Genomic DNA, 21,661 nt, shown 5'->3' on the forward strand with positions numbered 1-21,661 from the left:
TCCCCCGCTCCCACAGGGTTGCGTGTATGGCAGGCATGAAAAAGGCGACCCGGAGGTCGCCTTATTATCGAACGATGTTGATCAGAACTCGTGATCAGCGTTGTCCGGGTTCAGGTCGCTGATGCCCAGTTTGCCGGCAGCGGCTTCGATCGAACCGGTCTGCTTGACCAGCGATGCGATAGCGTCGCGCACGATCTGGTTGCCCGCAGTGTTGCCGGCAGCGATCAACTGGTCGTAGTGCTCACCCTTGTTGGCGTGATCGACCATGACCTGGATCTTGGCTTCAGTCGCGGCCAGATCGGCTTTCAGCGCGGTGTCGGCAGCCGGGTCGGCCTTGGCCACCAGCGACGACAGGCTGGCGCCGGTCATTTTGGTGCCGTCGACACGGGTGTACTCGCCCAGGTACACGTTACGAATGCCTTTGGCATCGTAGAAGTGCGAGTTGTGGGTGTTGTCGCTGAAGCAATCCTGTTCGTCTTCCGGCGAGTTGGCTTCCAGGGAAACCTTCATGCGTCCCCCCGCCAGTTCGCCCAGGGACAGGCTGCCCATGCCAAAGAGCATTTTGCGCAGACCGCTTTCAGCCGGTTCGGCTTCCAGGGTGGCGCGGTAGTTGTCGGCCACGTTCGGCTTCCAGTTGCCGACCATTTCTTCCAGGTCGCTGACCAGCAGTTGGGTCACGGCTTTCAGGTAGGCGCGGCGACGATCGTTGTGACCGCCGGTGGCGCCTGCGCCTTCCAGGTAGTCCGAAGCCGGACGGTTGCCGGCGCCCGGGCCTGTGCCGTTCAGATCCTGGCCCCAGAGCAGGAATTCGATGGCGTGGTAGCCGGTGGCGACGTTGGCCTCGGAACCGCCCAGCTCGTTGAGGCTGGCGAGTTTTTCCGGGGTGATGTCTTTTACGTCGACCTTGTCTTCGCCGACCTGGACTTCAGTGTTGGCGATGATGTTGGCGGTGGCGCCCGGGTTACCCAGTGCGTGCTCGTAGGATTTGTCGACGTAGTCGATCAGGCCTTCGTCCAGCGGCCAGGAGTTAACCTGGCCTTCCCAGTCGTCGATGATGGTGTTGCCGAAGCGGAACACTTCACTCTGCAGATAAGGCACGCGCGCGGCAACCCAGGCAGCGCGAGCGGCTTTCAGCGTCTCGGCGTTCGGCTTGGCGAGGAACGCGTCGATAGCGGTTTGCAGGGTTTTCGCGGTGGATTCGGCATCGCTGTAGACGGCGAAGACCATGTCGGCGTAGTGCGCGACCACAGCCTTGGCGGCGGCTTCATCGACTTTACCGGCGGCGGCAGGTGCTGCTGCAGCGGCGGTGCTGGCGGCCGGAGTCGGCGCGGCCGGGGCGGCAGCCTTGTCTTTGCCTTCGCCGCAACCGGCGAGGGAAATAGCGATGGCCAGCAGACTGGCGGTAGCCAGAGGCATACGAATCATGGCGAACATCCTGCTTCGGTAATGGAATGGACAGGGCGCGGGGGTGCGCAAAGCTGCGACATAATGCAAATCTTTCGCATTATGTGTAAAGGGCTGTGGCTGGAAATATTTCTTGTTTAGCCGAGGGTTATGCGCTGCATCAAAGGATCGCCGCGTTGCTGCGCTGGGCTTGTTTGAGATAGGCGCTCAGTTCCCGGGCAGGCAGCGGCTTGCTGTAGTGGTAACCCTGACCTTCGTGACAGCCTTCGGAGATGATGTAGGACTCTTGCTCGGCGGTTTCCACGCCCTCGGCAATCACCTGCATGCCCAGGCTCTTGCCCAATTGAATGATCGCGCGAACGATGGTCGCATCGTCGTCGTCATCCAGCAGGTCCTGGACGAAGCTCTTGTCGATCTTGATCTTGTCCAGCGGCAGGCTTTTCAGATAGCTGAGGGATGAATAGCCGGTGCCGAAGTCGTCGATGGCGATCAGCGCCCCGGAGCGGCGCAGGCTCAGCAGGTGCTGGGCGGCGGTGCTGATGTCTTCCATCAGGCCGGTTTCGGTGACTTCCAGCTCCAGGCTACGCGGCGGCAGGCGGTAGATCTGCAGCAGGTTGTTGACCACCCGCGGCAGCTCGGCGTGGTGCAGTTGCACGGTGGACAGGTTGACCGCCATGCGCAGGTCGACGAAGCCCTGATCGTGCCATTCGCGCAATTGCTTGCAGGCCTGATCGAGCACCCACTCGCCGATGGCGATGATCGTGCCGTTCTGCTCGGCCAAAGGGATGAACAGGTCCGGCGGCACCAGGCCGTGTTCCGGGTGCTGCCAGCGAATCAGTGCTTCGACCCCGACCACGCGGTGATCGCGGTAGCTGATCTGTGGCTGATAGACCAGATAGAACTGATCGCGAATCAGCGCATCGCGCAGGTCTTTTTCCAGTTCACGGCGCCGGCGCATCTCGCTGTCGACGCTGGCGATGTAGAACTGATAGCGGTTGCGCGAACGGGTCTTGGCCAGCGTCATGGTCTGCTCGGCCTTCTGCAACAGCTTCTCGGTGCTGTCGCCGTCCTCGGGGAACAGGGTGATGCCGATGGTCGCACGCAGGCGGATTTCCTGATGATCGAGGGCAAACGCCGCTTCCAGATCATCGAGGATGCTCTGCGCCAGTTCCGCCGCTTCGTAAGGCTGTTCAATATCGGCCTGCACCAGGGCGAACTGGTCGCCACCCAGACGGGCGAGGGCGCCGAGGCGGCCGCTGTGGGCGCGCAGGCGATCGGCCAGCGCCAGCAACAACTGGTCACCGGTCTGGTAGCTGAATTGCTCGTTGATCCCCTTGAAATCATCCAGCCCGACACACAACACGGCGACCCGGCGTTGCAGCTTGCCGGCGTCCACCAGAATCTTGTCCAGTTGCTGCTGCAGTTGCTGGCGGTTCGGCAGGCCGGTGAGGAAGTCGTACTGGGCCATGCGCAGCAGGCTGTTTTCCGCTTCGTGGCGCAGATGGGTGTTGCGCTCGATGGATTCGAGCAGTTGGTTGGCGGTGTTGATCCAGATGCCGAGTTCGTTTTTCTCGTGGCCCTTGAGCTGCGGAATCTTGTGCTCGCTGGGGCGATCCGGATTGATTTCGGTCAGGTGCTCAATGATCCGCGACAACGGTTTGGTCAGCAGCCAGTGATAGACCAGATACAGCACCAGGCCCATGGCCAGGGCACGCAATACGCCGGAAATGAAAATGATCACCGAACTGACGATGAAACCCTCGCCGTAGGTGGCGGTATCGAGGGTGATGCTCAGGTCACCGTAATATTCGCTGTACGGGCCGCGACCGACCAATTGGGTGGTGAAGGTGCGTTCCTGGCCGAGGATCAGGTCGGTCAGCCAGCGGCTGTTGGAATGCTGCAACTCACGGGATTTTTGCGCGAGCATCGCCTCGTTGGGATGGCCGATGGAGGCCTGGCGCACGGCGTCGTCCTGGAACAGGCCTTCGATCACCTGCATGCCCATTTCCCGGTCCAGACTGTAGACAGCCTGAGTGGACGGGTCGCGGAACATGTCGAGGATCCGTTGGGCATCGCCGGCCACAGCCTGGCGGGTCTTGTAGGCATCGAAGACGATCTGGGCGCAGCTCAAGACTACGCCGACGATCAATGCCGAAAGGAGCACGACCCGGAGCAACTTCACCGACAAGCTGTTCTTGAGTTCCAGCTTCAAAGGGTTATTCCTTGTTCCGTGCGGGTAGCGTCAAGTTGCCATGAGTATTGGCAATCCCGTGTTGGCAGTCAAAGGGACAATCAGACCGGGGATGATTTGCCCGTGGCCTTGGCCAGAATGCTGCTGTTTGGAGTATTAGCCCTATCTGTACTGTGTCGGTAGTTTTGGCCCTCAACTTGAGCGGTTCGCAGCATTTTTTCCTCTTTTTGATGGTAGCCCGCAGTGGCACGGCAGCAAGCAGCGGTAGACGGCTTGATCGTTCCCACGCTCCGCGTGGGAATGCCTCCAGGGACGCTCTGCGTCCAGTGACGCGGAGCGTCACGGGCTGCATGCCCACGCGGAGCGTGGGAACGATCATCGTCCGGGGTTTTGTCCGGGCATAAAAAAACCCGGCAAAAGCCGGGTTTTTTGTCTGGCGCGCAGCTTAAGCGGTGAAGGTTTTGCCTTCGAACTGCTCGGCAACGAACTTCCAGTTGACCAGGTTCCAGAACGCTTCAACATACTTCGGACGCAGGTTACGGTAGTCGATGTAGTAAGCGTGTTCCCAGACGTCGCAGGTCAGCAGCGGGGTGTCGCCGCTGGTCAGCGGGTTGCCGGCGCCGATGGTGCTGGCCAGGGCCAGGGAACCGTCAGCCTTTTTCACCAGCCAGCCCCAGCCGGAACCGAAGGTGCCGATCGAGGTTTTGCTGAACTCTTCCTTGAACTTGTCGAACGAACCGAAAGCAGCGTTGATGGCTTCAGCCAGTGCGCCGGTTGGTTGACCGCCGGCGTTTGGCGCCAGGCAGTTCCAGTAGAACGTGTGGTTCCAGACCTGAGCGGCGTTGTTGAAGATACCGCCCGAGGAGGATTTGACGATTTCTTCCAGGGTCTTGCCTTCGAACTCGGTGCCTGGCACCAGGTTGTTCAGGTTCACGACGTAGGTGTTGTGGTGCTTGTCGTGGTGAAATTCCAGGGTTTCCTTGGAAATGTGCGGCTGCAGGGCATCGTGTGCATAAGGCAGCGGCGGCAATTCGAAAGCCATGATGATTCTCCTAATCAGGTCTGTTGCGGTGAGCGCAAGGCCGATCACGGGCGGCCAGAAATGCACCGACGAGTTTTTACTCTTTGCGGCGCAGGGTTCGGATCATAGCACCGGGGTCAAGGCTTAACCACGCAACAACTGTGTGGGATAGAGGTTCAAGGGGATGCCCTCATTAAATGACGGATCGTCATTTAGTGAAGGCCGCCCCCTTAGCCTTTTGGAATAAATCAGCTGGCGATAATCAATTGCCCTGCAACGGTGAACATCATCACCGCCACGAGAAGATCGAGAATCCGCCAGGTACTCGGTCGCGCCAGCCACGGCGCGAGCCATGCGGCACCGAGGGCGAGGGTGAAAAACCACAGCAGCGACGCACTCGCCGCGCCCACCACATAAGCGCCCGGCACCGACTGTTGCGCACCAAGGGAGCCGATCAGTAACACGGTGTCGAGATACACGTGCGGATTGAGCAACGTCACTGCCAACGCGCTGAGCATGACCGCGCGCAGCGAGCGCACGGTCTGATTTTCGCCCTGATCCAGGCTTTGTTTCGAGAACGCCCGGCGCAGCGCCTGGCTGCCATACCAGATCAGAAAGACCGCACCGCCCCAGCGCGCCACTGCCAACAATGTCGGGTTCTGCGCCAGCACCGTGGCCAGACCAAACACCCCGGCGGCCACCAGCAGTGCATCGCACGCCACGCACAGCGCCGCCACCGGCAAGTGATGTTCGCGGCGCAGGCTCTGCGCCAATACAAACGCGTTCTGCGTGCCGATCGCCATGATCAGCCCCAATGCCACCAACAGCCCGTTTACATAGCTTTGCCACATAAGGAGTTACTCCGCGTTGGCTGCGAGATCGCGCAGTACCTGCATGGCGCGTTCGGCGTCGGCCTGACCGACGAACAAATGATCGTGGTAGTAGCCGGCGATCACGTTGCAGCTGATCCCGGCCTTGCCCAGTGCCGTGGCGAACGCGGCGGTGAGGCCGACCGCTTCCAGCGCCGAGTGCACGTTCAGGGTGATCCACGCGGCTACATAGTCGAAGCTGAAACCGGCCTGTTCGGCGAGGGCGCGTTGCAGAATCACGGTCAGGCCTTCCTGTTCGCGAAAGCTGCCGACAATCTCCAGGCCGCTCGGCAACTGGCCGTCGCGCAAGGTACAGAACACGTATTCGCCGGCGTTGAGCTGCGGGCTCATGCTGCGCAGCAAGGTCGTGAGTGAGGTTTCGCCAGCCATTTGAGTGGTCCTTGATAAAGAGTGCTTGCTGGCTATTCTCCGGTTGAAAGCGGTATAAGAAAAACCAATAGTGCTGATCGCTCATTAGGAAAACTGATGTTCGACTATAAATTACTGTCCGCTCTGGCCGCCGTGGTCGAGCAAGCCGGATTCGAACGTGCCGCGCAGGTGCTGGGCCTTTCGCAATCGGCGATTTCCCAGCGGATCAAACTGCTGGAAGCGCGAGTCGGCCAACCGGTGCTGGTGCGCGGCCCGCCGCCGTCGCCGACCGAGATCGGCCGGCGCCTGCTCAACCATGTGCAGCAGGTGCGCCTGCTCGAACGTGATTTGCAAACGCTGGTGCCGGCGCTGGATGAAGAAGGGCTGCCGGAGCGCCTGCGCATCGCGCTCAATGCCGACAGCCTCGCCACTTGGTGGGCCGAGGCGGTGGGGGACTTCTGCGCCGAACAACATCTGTTGCTCGATCTGGTGGTGGAGGATCAGACCGTCGGTCTCAAACGCATGCGTGCCGGGGAAGTGGCGGCGTGTGTCTGTGCCAGCGAACGCCCGGTAGCCGGCGCGCGCAGCGTGTTGCTCGGGGCGATGCGTTATCGGGCGCTGGCGAGTCCGGCGTTCATCGAGCGGCATTTCCCTGATGGCGTGCGCGCCGAGCAGTTGCCGCGCACCCCGGCGCTGGTGTTCGGCCCGGACGATTTCCTCCAGCATCGTTACCTCGCATCGCTCGGCGTCGATGGCGGATTCGAACACCATTTATGCCCGTCCTCCGAAGGTTTTATCCGCCTGACCGAGGCCGGCCTGGGCTGGGGACTGGTGCCGGAACTGCAAGTGCGCGAGCAGTTGCAACGCGGCGTACTGCGTGAACTGTTGCCAGATAAACCGATCGATGTGCCGTTGTACTGGCATCATTGGCGCAATGGCGGTCAGTTGCTGGGGTTGCTGACCGAGCAATTGGTACGTTCTTCGTCACAATGGCTGGTGCCCTGGAAGCAGCCATAAGCGTCAAGCTGCAAGCGGCAACTAGAGCGCTGCGCACCGTTTTAAACTTGCAGCCAGAGGCTTGACGCTCGCAGCTGCTTTTTTGTTGGAGTTTTGCATGAAAATTCTGGTCACCGGCGCAAGCGGCTTCATTGGCGGGCGCTTTGCGCGTTTCGCCCTTGAGCAGGGCCTGGACGTGCGGGTCAACGGTCGCCGGGCCGAAAGCGTCGAGCATCTGGTGCGCCGTGGCGCCGAGTTCGTCCCGGGCGACCTCACCGATGCGGATCTGGCGCGCGATCTCTGCGCCGACGTCGAAGCGGTGGTGCACTGCGCTGGTGCTGTCGGCTTGTGGGGGCGTTATCAGGATTTTCATCAGGGCAACGTGCAGGTCACCGAAAACATCGTTGAGGCCTGCCTCAAACAGCATGTGCGGCGGCTGGTGCATCTGTCGTCGCCGTCGATCTACTTCGATGGCCGTGATCACCTCGGCCTGACCGAAGAGCAAGTGCCCAAGCGCTTCAAGCATCACTACGCCGCAACCAAGTATCTGGCTGAGCAGAAGGTCTTCGGCGCGCAGGAGTTCGGTCTGGAAACCATTGCCCTGCGCCCGCGCTTTGTCACCGGCGCTGGCGACATGAGCATCTTTCCGCGTCTGCTGAACATGCAGCGCAAGGGCCGTCTGGCAATCATCGGCGACGGCTTGAACAAGGTCGATTTCACCAGCGTGCAGAACCTCAACGAAGCGCTGCTCAGCAGTCTGCTGGCGGCGGGTTCCGCGCTGGGCAAGGCTTACAACATCAGTAATGGCGCGCCAGTGCCGTTGTGGGATGTGGTCAATTACGTGATGCGCAAAATGGACGTGCCGCAGGTCACCAAGTATCGCTCTTATGGTCTGGCCTACAGCGTCGCGGCACTCAACGAAGGCGCCTGCAAACTCTGGCCGGGCCGTCCGGAGCCCACGCTGTCGCGACTGGGCATGCAGGTCATGAAGAAAAATTTCACCCTCGACATCAGCCGCGCCCGGCATTATCTGGACTACGATCCGAAAGTCAGCCTGTGGTCGGCCCTCGATGAGTTCTGCAGTTGGTGGAAAGCTCAGGACATCCGTTGATACAAGTCCGCCGGCCGGCAATGAACCGCACCGCCGCTTGAGGGTCAATCCCTGCGGCTGCGGCGGTTATACTTCGCAGCATTTAGCCATCACCGCGTTCCACAAAGGTTGCCTCAATGTCCATGCGTAACGATGCCAACGACGATTTCGACGATGTACCGAGCCTGCGGGCCGACACCTTTGACGACGATGACATTGCACCCACCGCCCGCACTGCCGTGCATTCGCGCACGCCACCGGTGGTCAAGGTCAAGGCCGCGAGTACCGGGCCGTTGTGGGCACTGGTCGGCGCGCTGTTCTTCGCCTTCATCGGTCTGGCCTGGTGGAGCTTCCAGCAGATTTCGCTGATGGAGCAGCAGTTGGTCGCGACCCAGGAGAGCTTTGCGCGTATCAGCGAGGAAGCGGCGGGGCGCCTGCAGGACATTTCCGGCAAAGTGGTGGCCAGTCAGAGTAACGTCAACAGCGACAGCGAAGCGTTGAAGCTGCAGATCAAGCAGCTGGAAGACAAGCTGGTGGATCAGAGCAAGCAGCAACAGGGCGTGGTCGGTCAGGCCAGTGATCTGGACAAGCGCCTGGCGCAGATGACCGCGCAGACCACTGAGCAACAGAACGCCAACACCCAGTTGCAGGCTCAGGTCAAAGCCTTGAGTGCCGAACTGGCGACCCTGAAAAGCACACCAGCCGACACCGGCAAGGTCGATGCACTGCTCAAGAGTTATGACGCCCAACTGAAAAGCCTGGGTGCTGATATCACCGCGCTGAAAAAACAGGGCAACTCGAACGCGGCGATCGAGCGTCTGGAGCAGGAAATCGTGGTCCTCAAGAGCGAGCAGGACAATCGTCCGGCAACGCCACAGGGCGGCGGCAATACCACCGAGTTCGATGCATTTCGCGGGCAGATGACCCGCAACCTCAACACCCTGCAGGCGCAGATCCAGAACCTGCAGCAACAGATCAATGCGCGGCCATAGGGCCAGGGTCAGCAACTCTTGTTGTCAGGTGGTTCATCTGTAGCGAGAGGATTTATCCCCGATGGGCTGCGCAGCAGCCCAGATTGAGGCTACACATTTTTCCTGACACACCGAGCTGATGGTTTGGGGGCTGCTACGCAGCCCATCGGGGATAAATCCCCTCCCCACAGGCAAGCCCCCTCCCCATAGTCAACCCGCCTCGCCACAGACATCTGCAGCAATCTTTCGATATGCACTGAATATCCATACATCACCCCAAGCCGTCTACGCTCTTGAAACACCAACAAGAACGAGGGATGCGTTATGGGTTTTTTGCATAAAGTGGCGTGGCTCGGTGTGATGCTTCTGGTGGGGGCAGGGCAGGTCAACGCCGCCACCACACAAAAAAACGATAGCAACGCTGCCATCGCGTTGCTGGAAAAGGCCCTGGCCTATTACCACGACAACGGCGACAAGGCCTTCGCCGCGTTCAGCCGTCAGGGCGAGTTCGTCGACAAGGATCGCTACGTGTTCGTGGTCGACACCAAGGGCGTGATGCTCGCCAGCGGCGGGCCATCCTCTGCCTTGATCGGGCGTGATGTCAGCGAAGTGCTCGGGCCGGATCTGCAAAAGGCCTTCAAGGATGCGCTGCTGGTGCCCGAAGGCAACGGCATCCAGCAAGCCGAATACCGCTGGCAGAATTGGGCGGACGGCAAGGTCGAGCGCAAGCATGTCTACTATCAGCGCATCGGCCAGCGGATCCTCGCGGTCGGCTATTACCTGCCACGGGCTTCGGCAGAACAGGCCAAGACCCTGCTCGACAAGGCTGCGACCGATCTGGGCAAGGACGAAAAGGGCACACTGACGGCCATCAACTCGCTCAAGGGCGGTTATCTGCAGGATGACCTGTACGTGTTCGTGGTCGATCTGAACACCCAGCGCTATGTTGCCCACGGCACCAATCTGCGGCTGATCAACACTGATTTCAGCAAGATCAAGGACCCGGAAGGCAAACCGGTTGGCGAGCCGATCCTGGCGCTGATCGCCAAGCAGGATGACGGCGAATACGAATACCGCTGGAAAAATCCGGTGACCGGCAAGGTCGAGGACAAGCATGCCTACCTGAAGAAGGTCGGGCACTTTCTGGTAGCGGTGGGTTACTACAGCCCTTGAGTGAAGCACTCGCTACTGTGGGCAATGCTGTTCACTTAAGTCGCAGACCGAAAGTTTTTGATCTTTGGTACTGAGGCGAAGCCCAAGAAAAACGGCGCTTTCCCATTTTGGGGTAAGCGCCGTTTTTCCTTGAGTGAACAGCATTGCGCTACTGTGGGAGGGGGCTTGCTCCCGAAGGCGGTGCGTCATCAACAGTGATGTCGACTGACACACCTTCATCGCGAGCAGGCTCACTCCTATAGGGTTTTATGGTGTTGCTGTTATTTGGCGCCGTGCTCCCGCCCGCGCAGCAGGTTGTTCGGCATCGCGATCGCTGCCGCCAGCCCCAGCAACGACACTGCCGTGCTCACCCACAGCAAATGCCGGAACGTCACCGAAAGCTCGGCGCGCAAGGCGTTCTGCGCATCGCCCGGGGCCGCGTTCAAACCGTCGAGCAGTACGTTGCCCGAGTGCCCTTCGCTGATCAGTGAATTGCTCGCCAGATGGGCGAAACTCGAGTCCTGCAAGAGGGCCAGCAACAGCGCCGACATCAACGCTACTCCCACCGCGCCACCCAGTGAGCGGAACAGGTTGGTGGTGCTGGTGGCGACGCCGATGTCGCGTTGTTCCACCGAGTTCTGCGTACCGACCAGCGACGTCGGGAATTGCATGCCGCCAGCGATGCCGCTGAGCAACATGAACAGACCGCTGAGCAGCGTCGCTTCGGGTGGACTGAACGCCATGCCGAGAATCGAGAGCGGCATCAGGATCGCCCCGGTCAGGATCTGCGGTTTGTAGCGCCCGGTGATCGACGTGCGCCGGCCGGCGAAATAGGCACCGATCGGCAAGCCCATCGCCAACGGCAACAGGTGCAACGCGGCACTGTCGGCCCCGGCGCCGGTGACGCTCTGGAAGCGCAGCGGCATCAGCACGATCAGCGAAATCGCCTGGAAACTGGTGAAAAAAATCGTGCACCAGCACAGCAACGCATTGCGGTTGGTGAACAAGTGCATCGGCAGCAGCGGCTCCCGCGCCCGACGTTCATGCCAGACGAACACCGCCAGCACCAGCACCGCACAGGCGAACAATCCGAGTACTTCGCTGCTGCGCCACGAATGGCCCTGGCCGACCTGAGTGATGCCCAGCAGCAACGCCGTCAGGCCGATGATCATCAGCAGGGTGCCCAAGTAGTCGATGACCGGTTTGCGCTGCGGTATCGGCAGCCCACGCAGGTTGCGCCGCGCTACCCAATACGCGCCAAGCCCCAGCGGCAGGTTGATCAGGAACACCCAGCGCCACGACAGGTATTCGGTCATGTAGCCGCCGAGCACCGGCCCGGCGACGCTGGCCACCGCGTACATGCTGCTGAAGTAACCCTGATAACGGCCGCGTTCGCGGGGCGGGACGATGTCGCCGATGATCGCCTGGCTGACTGAAATCATCCCGCCGGCGCCGATGCCTTGGAGAATCCGCGCCAGCACCAGTTGTTCCATGCTTTGCGCCATGCCGCAGAACAGCGAAGCGAGGGTGAACAGGCCCATGCCGAATAGCATCAGTTTGCGCCGTCCGTACAAATCGCCGAGCTTGCCGTAGATCGGCACGGCCACGGTCATCGCCACCATGTACCCGGAAATCACCCAGGCCAGCAGGCTGACGTCCTTGAATTGTGCGGAGATGGCCGGCATCGAGACGGCGACGATGGTCTGGTCCAGTGCGCCGAGAAAGATCGCTAGCATCAGCGCGACCAGCACGCTGCGAATGGCCGGTTTGGGTGTTTCAGGCTGGTGAAGGTTGGTCACGGGCGGAACCTGCGGGCAGTGAGGATCCCGCAGGTCGCAAGGCGAGCGGGAGATGCTCGCCAGTGTAAGTCGATAGCAGGCTATTCGATAGCCTCATACGGAAGTCCGACGTAATTTTCTGCAATGGTTTTTCGACCCGCTTCTGAGCTGACGAAGTAGTCCAGTTCCGAGGCGCTGATCCGCTGGCTGAAATCGTCATGCTCCTCGAAACGGTGCAGCATCGAGGTCATCCACCAGGAAAACCGCTCGGCTTTCCACACCCGGCGCAGGCAGATCTGCGAGTATTTCTCCAGCAGGTCGGTGCGGCCCTCGCGATAGACCTTCAGCAGAATGTTGAACAGCGTACTGACATCGCTGGCGGCCAGGTTCAGGCCCTTGGCGCCGGTGGGCGGAACAATGTGCGCGGCATCGCCGAGCAGAAACATCCGCCCGTACTGCATCGGCTCGACGACAAAACTGCGCAGCGGCGCGATGCTTTTTTCAATCGACGGGCCAGTGACCAGTTTTTCGGCAAGCGCCACCGGCAGGCGGGTTTTGAGTTCATCCCAAAAGCGCTGATCGGACCAGTCGGCGACGTTTTCCTCGGCCGGCACTTGCAGGTAATAACGGGTGCGCGTGGCCGAACGCATGCTGCACAGGGCAAAGCCGCGTTCGTGACGGGCGTAGACCAGTTCCTCGTGCACCGGCGGGGTGTCGGCGAGAATCCCCAGCCAGCCGAACGGATAGACCCGTTCGAAAATCTTCAGGCAGTCCTCCGGAATCGACTGCCGGGCGACGCCATGAAAGCCGTCGCAGCCAGCGATGTAATCGCAATCCACGCGCCAGGTTTCGCCGTCCTTTTCGAAGGTGACAAACGCCTCGTCGCTTTTCATGCCGTGAGGAACGACATGGCTCGCCTCGTAAATCGTCGGTGCACCGGCCTCCCGACGAGCGGCCATCAGGTCACGAGTGACTTCGGTCTGACCGTAAACCATGACGGATTTTCCGCCGGTCAAACCCTGCAGATCGATGTGGGCCAGACGTCCATCCAGCGCCAGGTCGAAGCCGGTGTGCACCAACCCTTCGGCATCCATGCGCGCACCCACGCCGGCCTGGCGCAACAGCTCTACCATGCCTTGTTCAAGCACGCCGGCGCGAATTCGCCCGAGCACATAATCGGGCGTCTGGCGTTCAAGGATCAGGGTGTCGATGCCAGCGTTGTGCAACAACTGGCCGAGGAGCAATCCGGAGGGACCGGCGCCAATGATGGCGACTTGGGTTTTCAGCGTTTTCATTGTTTTTATGACTCGCAAGCTTCACGCGGTATGAGCCGGTGAATAATTTTTATGGATCGAGTGCTTGCATTTTTCCCTTGCGGGTCTGTCAATTGAAGGTGAAAACTGAGCCGATACCTGTACATTCTGCCAATCGGTGCGATTATCGCCCGCAACCTCGAGGCCTGGATTGAAGTGATGAACAAGCCTGACCTGCCTTCGATTCCGGTGTTCAAGCTCTACGGTGAAAGCCTGGACTGGCCGACCCCTGACTTGCTGCACTGTGAAACCATTTCCAAACGCAGCCGCGAACATCAATGGGAAATCAAACCCCACCGCCACGCCGATTTGTGCCAGTTACTCTTCGTTTTCAAAGGTCAGGCAGAGCTTGAAATCGAAGGACAACGCACGCAGCTCGATCAACCGGCGATTCAGATCCTGCCGCCGCTGTCGGTGCATGGTTTTCGTTTTTCCGAGGACGTCGAAGGTTTTGTCGTCACCCTCGCCAATCCGTTGATCAACCACCTGCAGGCGCAACTGGGCAACTCGGTGCACGCCCTGGCGCAGCCCGAGCACTACCCGGCGGGCAAGGATGCGCAGTACCTGAACAGTCTGTTTTCAGCGTTGCAGGCCGAATACAACGGCCATCAGCCGGCGCGAGACATGCTCATGCATTCGCTGGTCAGCGTGATCATGGTCTGGGTCAGCCGTCAGGCGCTCGTGCGCCATAACGCCAGCCAGCGTCCGCAACGCCAGCGCGAATACCTCAACGGTTTCATTCAATTGGTGGAGGAGACTTACCGCCAGCATGTGAAGGTTGAAGACCTGGCCCATCGCCTGGGCATATCGGTCTCGCACCTCAACGGTACTTGCCGGGAACTGGCAGGGCAGCCAGCGCTGCAGATCATGCACGAACGCCAGTTACTGGAAGCCAAACGGTTGCTGACGTACACCAGCATGACCATTTACGAGATGTCGGAGTTGTTGGGGTTTTCCGATCCGACCAACTTCACGCGCCTGTTCCGGCGTAGGGTTGGAATTTCGCCAAAGGCGTTTCGCGACCGGCTGAAGGCCGAACAATAATTCAAACACACCTCCCTGTAGAAGTGAGCCTGCTCGCGATAGCGGTGTATCAGTCAAAATTTATCTGAATGATCCACCGCTATCGCGAGCAGGCTCACTCCTACAAGGGGAAATCCGTGTCTGCTCGATCAGCGCAGTGCATTGAGCGTCGCGTTGTGCGGAATGCAGCGCTCGAAATTGCAGCTGGCGTATTCGCGGGGCAGTTGTCGCAGTTGCTCGACCCGCCAGGCCGCGGTGCCGTACAGCGCCAGCGTGGCGGCGCAGGTGATGAAAATCGCGAAGTACCTTCTTGTTCTGATGTTCATGGCGTGGACCTCTGAACGCATACCCTGCGGTATTACTTTCAGCATAGGTCAGCGGCACAGAGTTTCCAGCCACGGCTCCCGCGTATGTGACATACCATTCAGAATACGGATAACACCCTGTGGGAGCGGATTTACAGGCCCATATCCCATTTGGGATTTTCCGGGAATCGTTCGACAAGAAAATCCAGCATGCTGCGCAGCGCCGCCGGCATGTGCTTGCGCGAGGCGTACACCGCGTAGATGTTCATCTGCCGTGGCTCGGCATCGGGCAGCAGGCGCACCAGTTCACCGGCATGCACGTGCACCCCGGCCTGATAGGTCGGCAGCATCGCCACGCCTGCACCGGCCAGCGTGGCGCGCAACAGGGTGCTGGCCTCGTTGGCGCTGATGTTGCCTTGCACCGGCACCGACACCGGTTCGCCGTGCTCGTCGAAATGCCACAGGCTTTTGCCGAAGTACGAGTGGGTCAGGCAATTGTGCCGGCTCAGGTCCTCGACCCGTTGCGGTGGCGGGTTGTCCCGCAGATAAGCCGGCGCGGCGCAGACCACCGAACGGCACACCGTCAGGCGTCGGGCGATCAGGTTCGGGTCCAGGTCATTGCTGGTGCGGATCGCCAGATCGATGCGCTCATCCACCAGGTTCACCGTACGATCGAGCATCTGCAGGTCGATGCTGACCCCGGGGTAGCGCTTGACGTACGCCGCCATGGCGTCGGCCAGTTGCGCCTGGCCGAACGAGGTACTGACGCTGATGCGCAGCAGTCCGCGCGGTGCATCGTGGGGTTCGCTGACCGCCGCCTGCATGTCGCTCGAGAGTTCGAGCATCTGCCGGCAGCGCGGCAGGATTTCGCTGCCAGCGGCAGTCAGGCTCAACTTGCGCGTGGTGCGGTGCATCAGGCGCGCGCCGACCCAGTCCTCCAGCTCGGCCAGATAGCGCGACACCACTGGCCGCGACAGGTCCAGGTGATCGGCCGCCGCCGACTGGCTGCCCAGGTCCACCACCGTGACAAACACCCGCATTGCTTGGAGACGATCCATGATTTGCCCGCTTTCAGAAACAAACTATGTTCAAGCATCGCATTTTTTGTATCGAGTCAGGCAACTAAGCTCTGTCCCATCGCCAAACACGGCATTCAGACAACGGAGCAACAGATGATCGGCTTCACTACCCTCAAGCGCGTTTTGCTGGCTACCGCCACTCTCGGTTTCGCAGCGCACGCTGCTGCCGCCAACTTGAGCCTGGATGTCTACAACCCGGGCACCCAGGCGATTTTTCCGGTGACCTCGGTGCTGGTCAGCGGCGAGAAAGACGCGATTCTGGTCGACGCCCAATTCGGCAAGTCCCAGGCCGAGCAAGTGGTGGAAAAGATCCGCGCCAGCGGCAAACACCTGACCACCATCTACATCAGCCACGGTGACCCGGATTACTACTTCGGCCTCGACACCCTGACCAAGGCCTTCCCCGACGCTGTGGTTTTGGCCTCGCAGCCGACCGTGGATCACATCAACAAAACCGTCGAAGGCAAGCTCGCTTTCTGGGGCCCGAAAATGGGCGCCGACGTGCCGGCCAAAACCATCGTGCCGGGCGTGCTCAAGGGCGACAGCCTGATGCTCGAAGGGCAGAAACTGCAGGTGGTCGGCCTTGAAGGCAAACAACCGGATCGCAGCTTCGTGTGGATCCCGTCGCTCAAGGCCGTGGTCGGTGGCGTTGTGGTCGCCGAGAACATCCATGTGTGGATGGCCGATACCCAGACCGCGCAATCCCACGCCGACTGGCTGCAAACCCTGCACTCGATCCAAACCCTGAAGCCGAAAACCGTGGTGCCGGGTCACTACCTGGGCGAGAGCAGCCGTTCGCTGGCCAGCGTGAAATTCACCGCCGACTACATTAAGGCTTTCGACGAAGAAACCGCCAAGGCCAAGGATTCCGCCGCACTGATCAAGGCCATGCAGAAGCGCTACCCGAAACTCGGCGAAGAAAGCTCGCTGGAGCTGAGCGCCAAAGTCGCCAAGGGCGAGATGAAGTGGTAACCCGATTCTGAAAACGCAGCACTCTCAAGCCAACTGGAGAATGTCATGAGCAAAATCGCAATCATTGGTGCCACCGGCCGTGCCGGTAGCCAACTGCTGGAAGAAGCCCTGCGTCGCGGCCATAGCGTTACCGCTATCGCCCGTGACACCTCGAAGATCGGCGCGCGTGCCGGTGTCGTCAGCAAGAATCTCGATGTGCTGGATTCGGCGGCGCTGCAAGCCGCAGTGGCCGGTCACGATGTAGTGATCAGCGCCGCACATTTCGCCACCGTACCCGCCAGCGCCGTGATCGGCCCGGTGAAGCAGGCGGGCGTGAAGCGTCTGTTGGTGGTCGGCGGTGCCGGTTCGCTGTTGCTGCCGGACGACACCCGCGTGATCGACAGCGCTGGTTTCCCGGCTGAGTACAAAACCGAGGCCAGTGCGGGTGCCGCGTTTCTCGATGCGTTGCGTTCGGAGCAGGAACTGGACTGGACCTTTCTCTCGCCATCGGCAGAGTTTGTCGAAGGTGAGCCCACCGGCACCTTCCGCGTTGGCAAGGATCATTTGCTGTTCAGTGCTGAAGGTCGCAGCTGGATCACCTTCGCCGATTACGCGATTGCGCTGATTGACGAAGTGGAAACGCCGAAACATTCGCGTCAGCGGTTTACGGTCGGGTATTAAGCAACGACGCAGACCCAATGTGGGAGCGGGCTTGCTCGCGAAGAGGGAGTGTCAGTCGACCTCAACGGTGAATGACACACCGTATTCGCGAGCAAGCCCGCTCCCACAGGTTTTTTGGGGTGTTTCAGCGGGTATGCGCCTGCTCCACCAGCCAGATCATCAATTCCTCCAGCTGCGGCGAGGCTTTCCCGCCCTGCGGCATCACCACGTAGTACCCCAACCCCGTCTTCACCTTCAACTCAAACGGCATCACCAACCGCCCGGCGCGCAGGTCATCGCCGATCAACGACCAGTCGCCAATCGCCACCCCCGTCCCGTGGGACGCCATCGACATTGCCTGATCCAGAGTCTCGAAATGCTGCCCCATGTTGACGTTGCCCAACTGCAATTGGGCAGCGGTCAGCCACACGGTCCAGTCCTGCGTGTCACGGGTTGGATGCAGCAGCAGATGCTGTTGCAGGTCGGCCGGCTCGGACAGCGCCGGAGGGCCTTTCAATAGCGCTGGCGAACACACCGGAGTCAACTGCTCGTCGAACAGGTGCAGGGCGGTCGATGAGTTGTCCGGCGGCATGCCGTAGATCACTGCCGCATCGAATTGCTCGCGCTGAAAGTCCACGCCATGGGCCAGCGTGGTGGTCAGTTTGACCGGCACGTCCGGTCGTTCCTTCTGCCATTGCAGCAAGCGCGGCACCAGCCAGCGCATCACGCAGCTCGGTGCCTTGAGCTGCAGGGTTTCACGCTTCAGACCAATCTGCTCGGTGGCTTCGCTGATCAGGCCGAAAATCTTCTCCACCCGTGGCAGCCATTCACGCCCTTCGGCGGTCAGCTCCAGGCCTCGGGCCAGACGAATGAACAACTCATACCCCAGATGATCCTCCAGCCCGGCGATCTGCCGGCTCACTGCACCCTGAGTGATGTGCAACTGCTCGGCTGCCCGCGTGAAGTTGCAGCACTGCGCGGTGATCAGAAACGTATGCAGGGCGGGCAGGGGAGGCAGTCGTTTCATGTGGATCCAAGGTATGACGTGAGGACATGGCTAGTATGACTTTTAATCGATTGTTGTCGCTACCTGCCGCCCGTTCAATGAGCCCATTCCACCCGAATCAATGTGGGAGCGAGCTTGCTCGCGAATACGGTTTTCCATTCAGCATTGATGTGGCTGATACACCGCTTTCGCGAGCAAGCTCGCTCCCACATTTGGCACGGCGTATTGATCAAACAACAAGGGCAATCGACATGGCGACGTGTGGCGAAGTACTGGTCAAGTTACTCGAGGATTATGGGGTCGAGCAGGTGTTCGGCATTCCCGGGGTGCACACCGTGGAGCTGTATCGCGGGCTGGCCCGTTCGAGCATCAACCACGTCACCCCACGGCATGAACAGGGCGCCGGCTTCATGGCTGACGGCTATGCGCGCACCAGCGGCAAGCCGGGTGTGTGCTTCATCATCACCGGCCCGGGCATGACCAACATCACCACCGCGATGGGCCAGGCCTACGCCGACTCGATCCCGATGCTGGTGATCTCCAGCGTGCAGACGCGCAGCCAGTTGGGTGGCGGTCGCGGCAAGCTCCACGAGTTGCCGAACCAGAGCGCACTGGTCGGCGGCGTGGCTGCGTTCTCCCACACCCTGATGTCGGCGGCGGAGTTGCCGGGCGTGCTGGCCCGTGCCTTCGCACTGTTCCAGGCCGGGCGTCCACGTCCGGTGCACATCGAAATTCCGCTGGATGTTTTGGTGGAAGAAGCCGATGAACTGCTCGCCAGCGTCCCGGTGAATATCGACCGCGCCGGGGCTGCACCGGCGGCCGTACGGCGCATGACTGAACTGCTGGCCGGCGCTCGGCGCCCGCTGATCCTCGCCGGTGGCGGTGCCATCGATGCCGCAGTCGAACTCACCGAACTGGCCGAGCTGCTCGACGCCCCGGTGGCGCTGACCATCAACGCCAAAGGCATGTTGCCGTCCAGCCATCCGCTGCTGATCGGTTCGACGCAAAGCCTGATCGCGACCCGTGCACTGGTGGTTGATGCCGACGTGGTGCTGGCGATCGGCACCGAGCTGGCCGAAACCGATTACGACGTGACCTTCGCCGGCGGCTTTGAAATCCCCGGCAAGTTGCTGCGCATCGACATCGACGCCGATCAGACCGTGCGCAACTATCCGCCGCACGTGGCCTTGGTCGCCGACTCGCGCAACGCCGCACAAGCGCTGCTCAGCGCACTGTCGCATCAGTCGTTGGCCGAACGTCGCAACGATTGGGGGCAGGTGCGGGCGGCGCGTCTGCGCGATGATCTGGCCGCGACCTGGGATGCGCCAACGCTGGCCCAGACGCGTTTCCTTGAAACCATTCTGCACGAGTTGCCGGAGGCGGTGTTCGTCGGCGACTCCACGCAACCGGTCTACACCGGCAACCTCACCTTCAACCCGGAACGACCACGCCGCTGGTTCAACTCTTCCACCGGGTACGGCACCCTCGGTTACGCCTTGCCGGCGGCGATCGGCGCATGGCTCGGCGGCAGCATCGAGAGCGGCGCCCGTCCGCCCGTGGTGTGCCTGATCGGCGACGGTGGTTTGCAATTCACCTTGCCGGAACTGGCGAGCGCCGTCGAAGCGCGTACTCCGGTGATTATCCTGCTGTGGAATAACCAGGGTTACGAAGAGATCAAGAAGTACATGGTCAACCGCGCCATCGAGCCGGTTGGCGTCGACATCTACACCCCGGACTTCATCGGTGTGGCCAAGGCCCTGGGTTGCGCCGCCGAAGCGATCAACTCGGTTGAACAACTGCGTAGCGCGCTGCGTGCCGCAACCGATCGGCAGGGCCCGACCCTGATCGAAATCGACCAGACCCAATGGATGCAGGCGGTGGCCCAATGATCAATTTCCCAACCACACTCGATGGCCTGTACATCAACGGCCAATGGTCGGCCGGTCGCGAGCATCTGCGGGTGATCAACCCGGCCACCGAAGCGCTGCTGACCACGGTCAATGGCGGTGACGAGCAAGCGGTCGATCAAGCGGTCGCCGCAGCCACGGCAGCGTTCAAGGACTGGTCGAAAACCACTGGCGCCGAGCGCGGCGCAATTCTGCGCAACATCGCCAATGGCGTGCGCAACGGTCGCGATCATTTGATGAAACTGCAGTCGAGCAACAACGGCAAGCCGCAGTTCGAAGCGGCGATCGACGTCGACGATGTCATCGCCACGTTCGAGTACTACGCCGAACTCGCCGAAGGTCTCGACGCCAGACAGGACAGCAATGTAGCGCTGCCCAGCGACGATTTCAGCGCACGCCTGCGCCGCGAACCGTGCGGAGTAGTCGGGCTGATCGTGCCGTGGAATTTCCCGATGGTCACCACCGCATGGAAACTCGCACCGGCGTTGGCCGCTGGCTGCTGCGTGGTGCTCAAACCGTCGGAAGTCACGCCGCTGCCGGAGCTGGAACTGGCGGCGATCATCGCCGAGTCCGGTCTGCCCAAAGGCGTGTTCAATCTGGTCTGCGGCACCGGTCTGGCGGTCGGTGCGCCGCTGTCGGCTGATCTGCGTATCGCGAAGATTTCCTTCACCGGCAGCAACGCCGTCGGTGTGCAGGTGATGCAGCGCGCGGCGGAAACCGTGAAGGGCGTGAGCCTGGAACTGGGTGGCAAATCTTCGCTGCTGGTGCTTGAAGATGCCGATCTGGAGCTGGCGGTGGAACTGGCTTGCGGCGGTGGTTTTTTCAACGCCGGGCAGATGTGCTCGGCCACCAGTCGGGTGCTGGTCGCCGATGAGCTGGCCGAGGAATTCCTCGAGCGTCTGCAAAAACGCGCGCAAGCGATTCGCGTGGCTGACCCGTTCGACCCGGACGTGGAGATGGGCGCGCTGGTGAATCAGGCGCAATACCAGCGTGTGCTCGGGCACATCGACCTTGGCCTGAGCGCTGGCGCGAAGCTGGTGTGCGGCGGTAATCGTCCGGCGGATCTGCCGCGCGGATATTTTTTGCAGCCGACCGTGTTCACTGACGTGCCCCTCGACAGTGCGCTGTGGTGCGAAGAGATTTTCGGCCCGGTGCTCTGTGTGCGCCGTTTCAGCAGCGAAGCCGAGGCAATCGCCCTGGCCAACGACAGCCAGTTCGGCCTCGTCGCCAGTGTGGTGACGCGTAACGCCGAAACTGCTGAGCGGGTCGCTAATGCCCTGCAGGCGGGGCTTGTATGGCTCAACGCGCCGCAAGTGATCTTCCCGCAGACGGCGTGGGGTGGCTACAAGCAGAGCAGCATCGGCCGCGAATTGGGACCGTGGGGCCTGGCTGCTTTTCAGGAAATCAAACACGTGATCCGGGCGCTCTGAACGCCCGAAAACGGTGAGCGCATGCCTCGCAACGAGGCATGCGTGGGTGTCATGGCTTCGATGAGTTTTTATCGATAGTCAGGTGTATTGCACGACCTCAGGATGAACCCGTCGGCAGCGCTGCAGGCCTTTGAAAACAAGGGCTG

At 61.0% G+C, this 21,661-nt stretch carries 19 protein-coding genes; 9 read left to right on the forward strand and 10 right to left on the reverse strand.

Going from position 1 to position 21,661, the window contains the following annotated elements; genetic code table 11:
• Window positions 1-81: 81 nt before the first annotated feature.
• From PseAD21_RS06475 to PseAD21_RS06495, 5 genes are all read right to left on the reverse strand, one after another.
• Window positions 82-1,425, reverse strand: a complete 1,344-nt coding sequence (locus tag PseAD21_RS06475; RefSeq protein ID WP_102354973.1) for an imelysin family protein — start codon at window positions 1,423-1,425, stop codon at window positions 82-84.
• 139 nt (window positions 1,426-1,564) lie between these two features.
• Window positions 1,565-3,616, reverse strand: a complete 2,052-nt coding sequence (locus tag PseAD21_RS06480) for a bifunctional diguanylate cyclase/phosphodiesterase (protein WP_102354974.1) — start codon at window positions 3,614-3,616, stop codon at window positions 1,565-1,567.
• A gap of 424 nt (window positions 3,617-4,040) precedes the next feature.
• Complete coding sequence (locus PseAD21_RS06485) at window positions 4,041-4,637, reverse strand: superoxide dismutase (protein WP_102354975.1); 597 nt, start codon at window positions 4,635-4,637, stop codon at window positions 4,041-4,043.
• Window positions 4,638-4,864: 227 nt separating this feature from the next.
• On the reverse strand, window positions 4,865-5,467 hold the full coding sequence (locus PseAD21_RS06490) for a LysE/ArgO family amino acid transporter (protein WP_102354976.1): 603 nt from the start codon (window positions 5,465-5,467) through the stop codon (window positions 4,865-4,867).
• 6 nt (window positions 5,468-5,473) lie between these two features.
• Complete coding sequence (locus PseAD21_RS06495) at window positions 5,474-5,875, reverse strand: ACT domain-containing protein (RefSeq protein ID WP_102354977.1); 402 nt, start codon at window positions 5,873-5,875, stop codon at window positions 5,474-5,476.
• Window positions 5,876-5,971: 96 nt separating this feature from the next.
• On the opposite strand from PseAD21_RS06495, the gene PseAD21_RS06500 reads away from it, so the two are divergent.
• The 4 genes from PseAD21_RS06500 (at window position 5,972) to PseAD21_RS06515 (ending at window position 10,084) form a co-directional block, all read left to right on the forward strand.
• On the forward strand, window positions 5,972-6,871 hold the full coding sequence (locus tag PseAD21_RS06500) for a LysR family transcriptional regulator ArgP (protein ID WP_102354978.1): 900 nt from the start codon (window positions 5,972-5,974) through the stop codon (window positions 6,869-6,871).
• Between the two features lie 97 nt (window positions 6,872-6,968).
• A complete protein-coding gene (locus PseAD21_RS06505; RefSeq protein WP_102354979.1) occupies window positions 6,969-7,961 on the forward strand; it encodes an NAD(P)-dependent oxidoreductase in 993 nt (330 codons plus the stop codon).
• Window positions 7,962-8,077: 116 nt separating this feature from the next.
• Window positions 8,078-8,932: an ATPase gene (locus PseAD21_RS06510; RefSeq protein WP_102354980.1), complete on the forward strand. Its 855-nt coding sequence runs from the start codon at window positions 8,078-8,080 to the stop codon at window positions 8,930-8,932.
• A gap of 303 nt (window positions 8,933-9,235) precedes the next feature.
• Window positions 9,236-10,084 (forward strand): cache domain-containing protein, encoded by an 849-nt coding sequence (locus PseAD21_RS06515; protein WP_102354981.1) that lies wholly within the window; start codon window positions 9,236-9,238, stop codon window positions 10,082-10,084.
• Between the two features lie 260 nt (window positions 10,085-10,344).
• On the opposite strand, the gene PseAD21_RS06520 is transcribed toward PseAD21_RS06515, so the two are convergent.
• A complete protein-coding gene (locus PseAD21_RS06520; RefSeq protein WP_102354982.1) occupies window positions 10,345-11,862 on the reverse strand; it encodes an MDR family MFS transporter in 1,518 nt (505 codons plus the stop codon).
• Between the two features lie 80 nt (window positions 11,863-11,942).
• Entirely contained in the window at window positions 11,943-13,136 is a 1,194-nt protein-coding gene (gene pobA / locus PseAD21_RS06525; RefSeq protein WP_102354983.1) for a 4-hydroxybenzoate 3-monooxygenase, read from the reverse strand.
• A gap of 177 nt (window positions 13,137-13,313) precedes the next feature.
• Here pobA and PseAD21_RS06530 point away from each other — a divergent pair, with 177 nt between their 5' ends.
• A complete protein-coding gene (locus tag PseAD21_RS06530; protein WP_102354984.1) occupies window positions 13,314-14,198 on the forward strand; it encodes a helix-turn-helix domain-containing protein in 885 nt (294 codons plus the stop codon).
• A 128-nt stretch (window positions 14,199-14,326) separates the two neighbouring features.
• On the opposite strand, the gene PseAD21_RS29725 is transcribed toward PseAD21_RS06530, so the two are convergent.
• Together PseAD21_RS29725 and PseAD21_RS06540 are read right to left on the reverse strand one after the other, a co-directional pair.
• Window positions 14,327-14,503 carry a hypothetical protein gene (locus PseAD21_RS29725; RefSeq protein WP_007964044.1) on the reverse strand — a complete coding sequence of 59 codons (177 nt, stop codon included), beginning with the start codon at window positions 14,501-14,503 and terminating at the stop codon, window positions 14,327-14,329.
• 131 nt (window positions 14,504-14,634) lie between these two features.
• Window positions 14,635-15,540, reverse strand: coding sequence for a LysR family transcriptional regulator (locus tag PseAD21_RS06540; protein WP_218244968.1), 906 nt, complete (start codon window positions 15,538-15,540; stop codon window positions 14,635-14,637).
• A 114-nt stretch (window positions 15,541-15,654) separates the two neighbouring features.
• Here PseAD21_RS06540 and PseAD21_RS06545 point away from each other — a divergent pair, with 114 nt between their 5' ends.
• Both PseAD21_RS06545 and PseAD21_RS06550 read left to right on the forward strand, forming a co-directional pair.
• Window positions 15,655-16,533 (forward strand): MBL fold metallo-hydrolase, encoded by an 879-nt coding sequence (locus PseAD21_RS06545; RefSeq protein WP_102354986.1) that lies wholly within the window; start codon window positions 15,655-15,657, stop codon window positions 16,531-16,533.
• 45 nt (window positions 16,534-16,578) lie between these two features.
• Window positions 16,579-17,193 carry an NAD(P)-dependent oxidoreductase gene (locus PseAD21_RS06550; protein WP_102354987.1) on the forward strand — a complete coding sequence of 205 codons (615 nt, stop codon included), beginning with the start codon at window positions 16,579-16,581 and terminating at the stop codon, window positions 17,191-17,193.
• A 124-nt stretch (window positions 17,194-17,317) separates the two neighbouring features.
• Here the strand turns inward: PseAD21_RS06550 and PseAD21_RS06560 are convergent, their stop codons facing one another.
• Window positions 17,318-18,199 (reverse strand): LysR substrate-binding domain-containing protein, encoded by an 882-nt coding sequence (locus tag PseAD21_RS06560; RefSeq protein ID WP_102354988.1) that lies wholly within the window; start codon window positions 18,197-18,199, stop codon window positions 17,318-17,320.
• Window positions 18,200-18,429: 230 nt separating this feature from the next.
• Here PseAD21_RS06560 and PseAD21_RS06565 point away from each other — a divergent pair, with 230 nt between their 5' ends.
• Together PseAD21_RS06565 and PseAD21_RS06570 are read left to right on the forward strand one after the other, a co-directional pair.
• Complete coding sequence (locus tag PseAD21_RS06565) at window positions 18,430-20,067, forward strand: 5-guanidino-2-oxopentanoate decarboxylase (RefSeq protein WP_102354989.1); 1,638 nt, start codon at window positions 18,430-18,432, stop codon at window positions 20,065-20,067.
• A complete protein-coding gene (locus PseAD21_RS06570; protein ID WP_102354990.1) occupies window positions 20,064-21,515 on the forward strand; it encodes an aldehyde dehydrogenase family protein in 1,452 nt (483 codons plus the stop codon). Before PseAD21_RS06565 ends, PseAD21_RS06570 begins: the two co-directional genes overlap by 4 nt.
• Window positions 21,516-21,661 lie beyond the last annotated feature (146 nt).

It is taken from the genome of Pseudomonas sp. AD21 (genome assembly GCF_002878485.1).
Lineage (GTDB): Bacteria > Pseudomonadota > Gammaproteobacteria > Pseudomonadales > Pseudomonadaceae > Aquipseudomonas.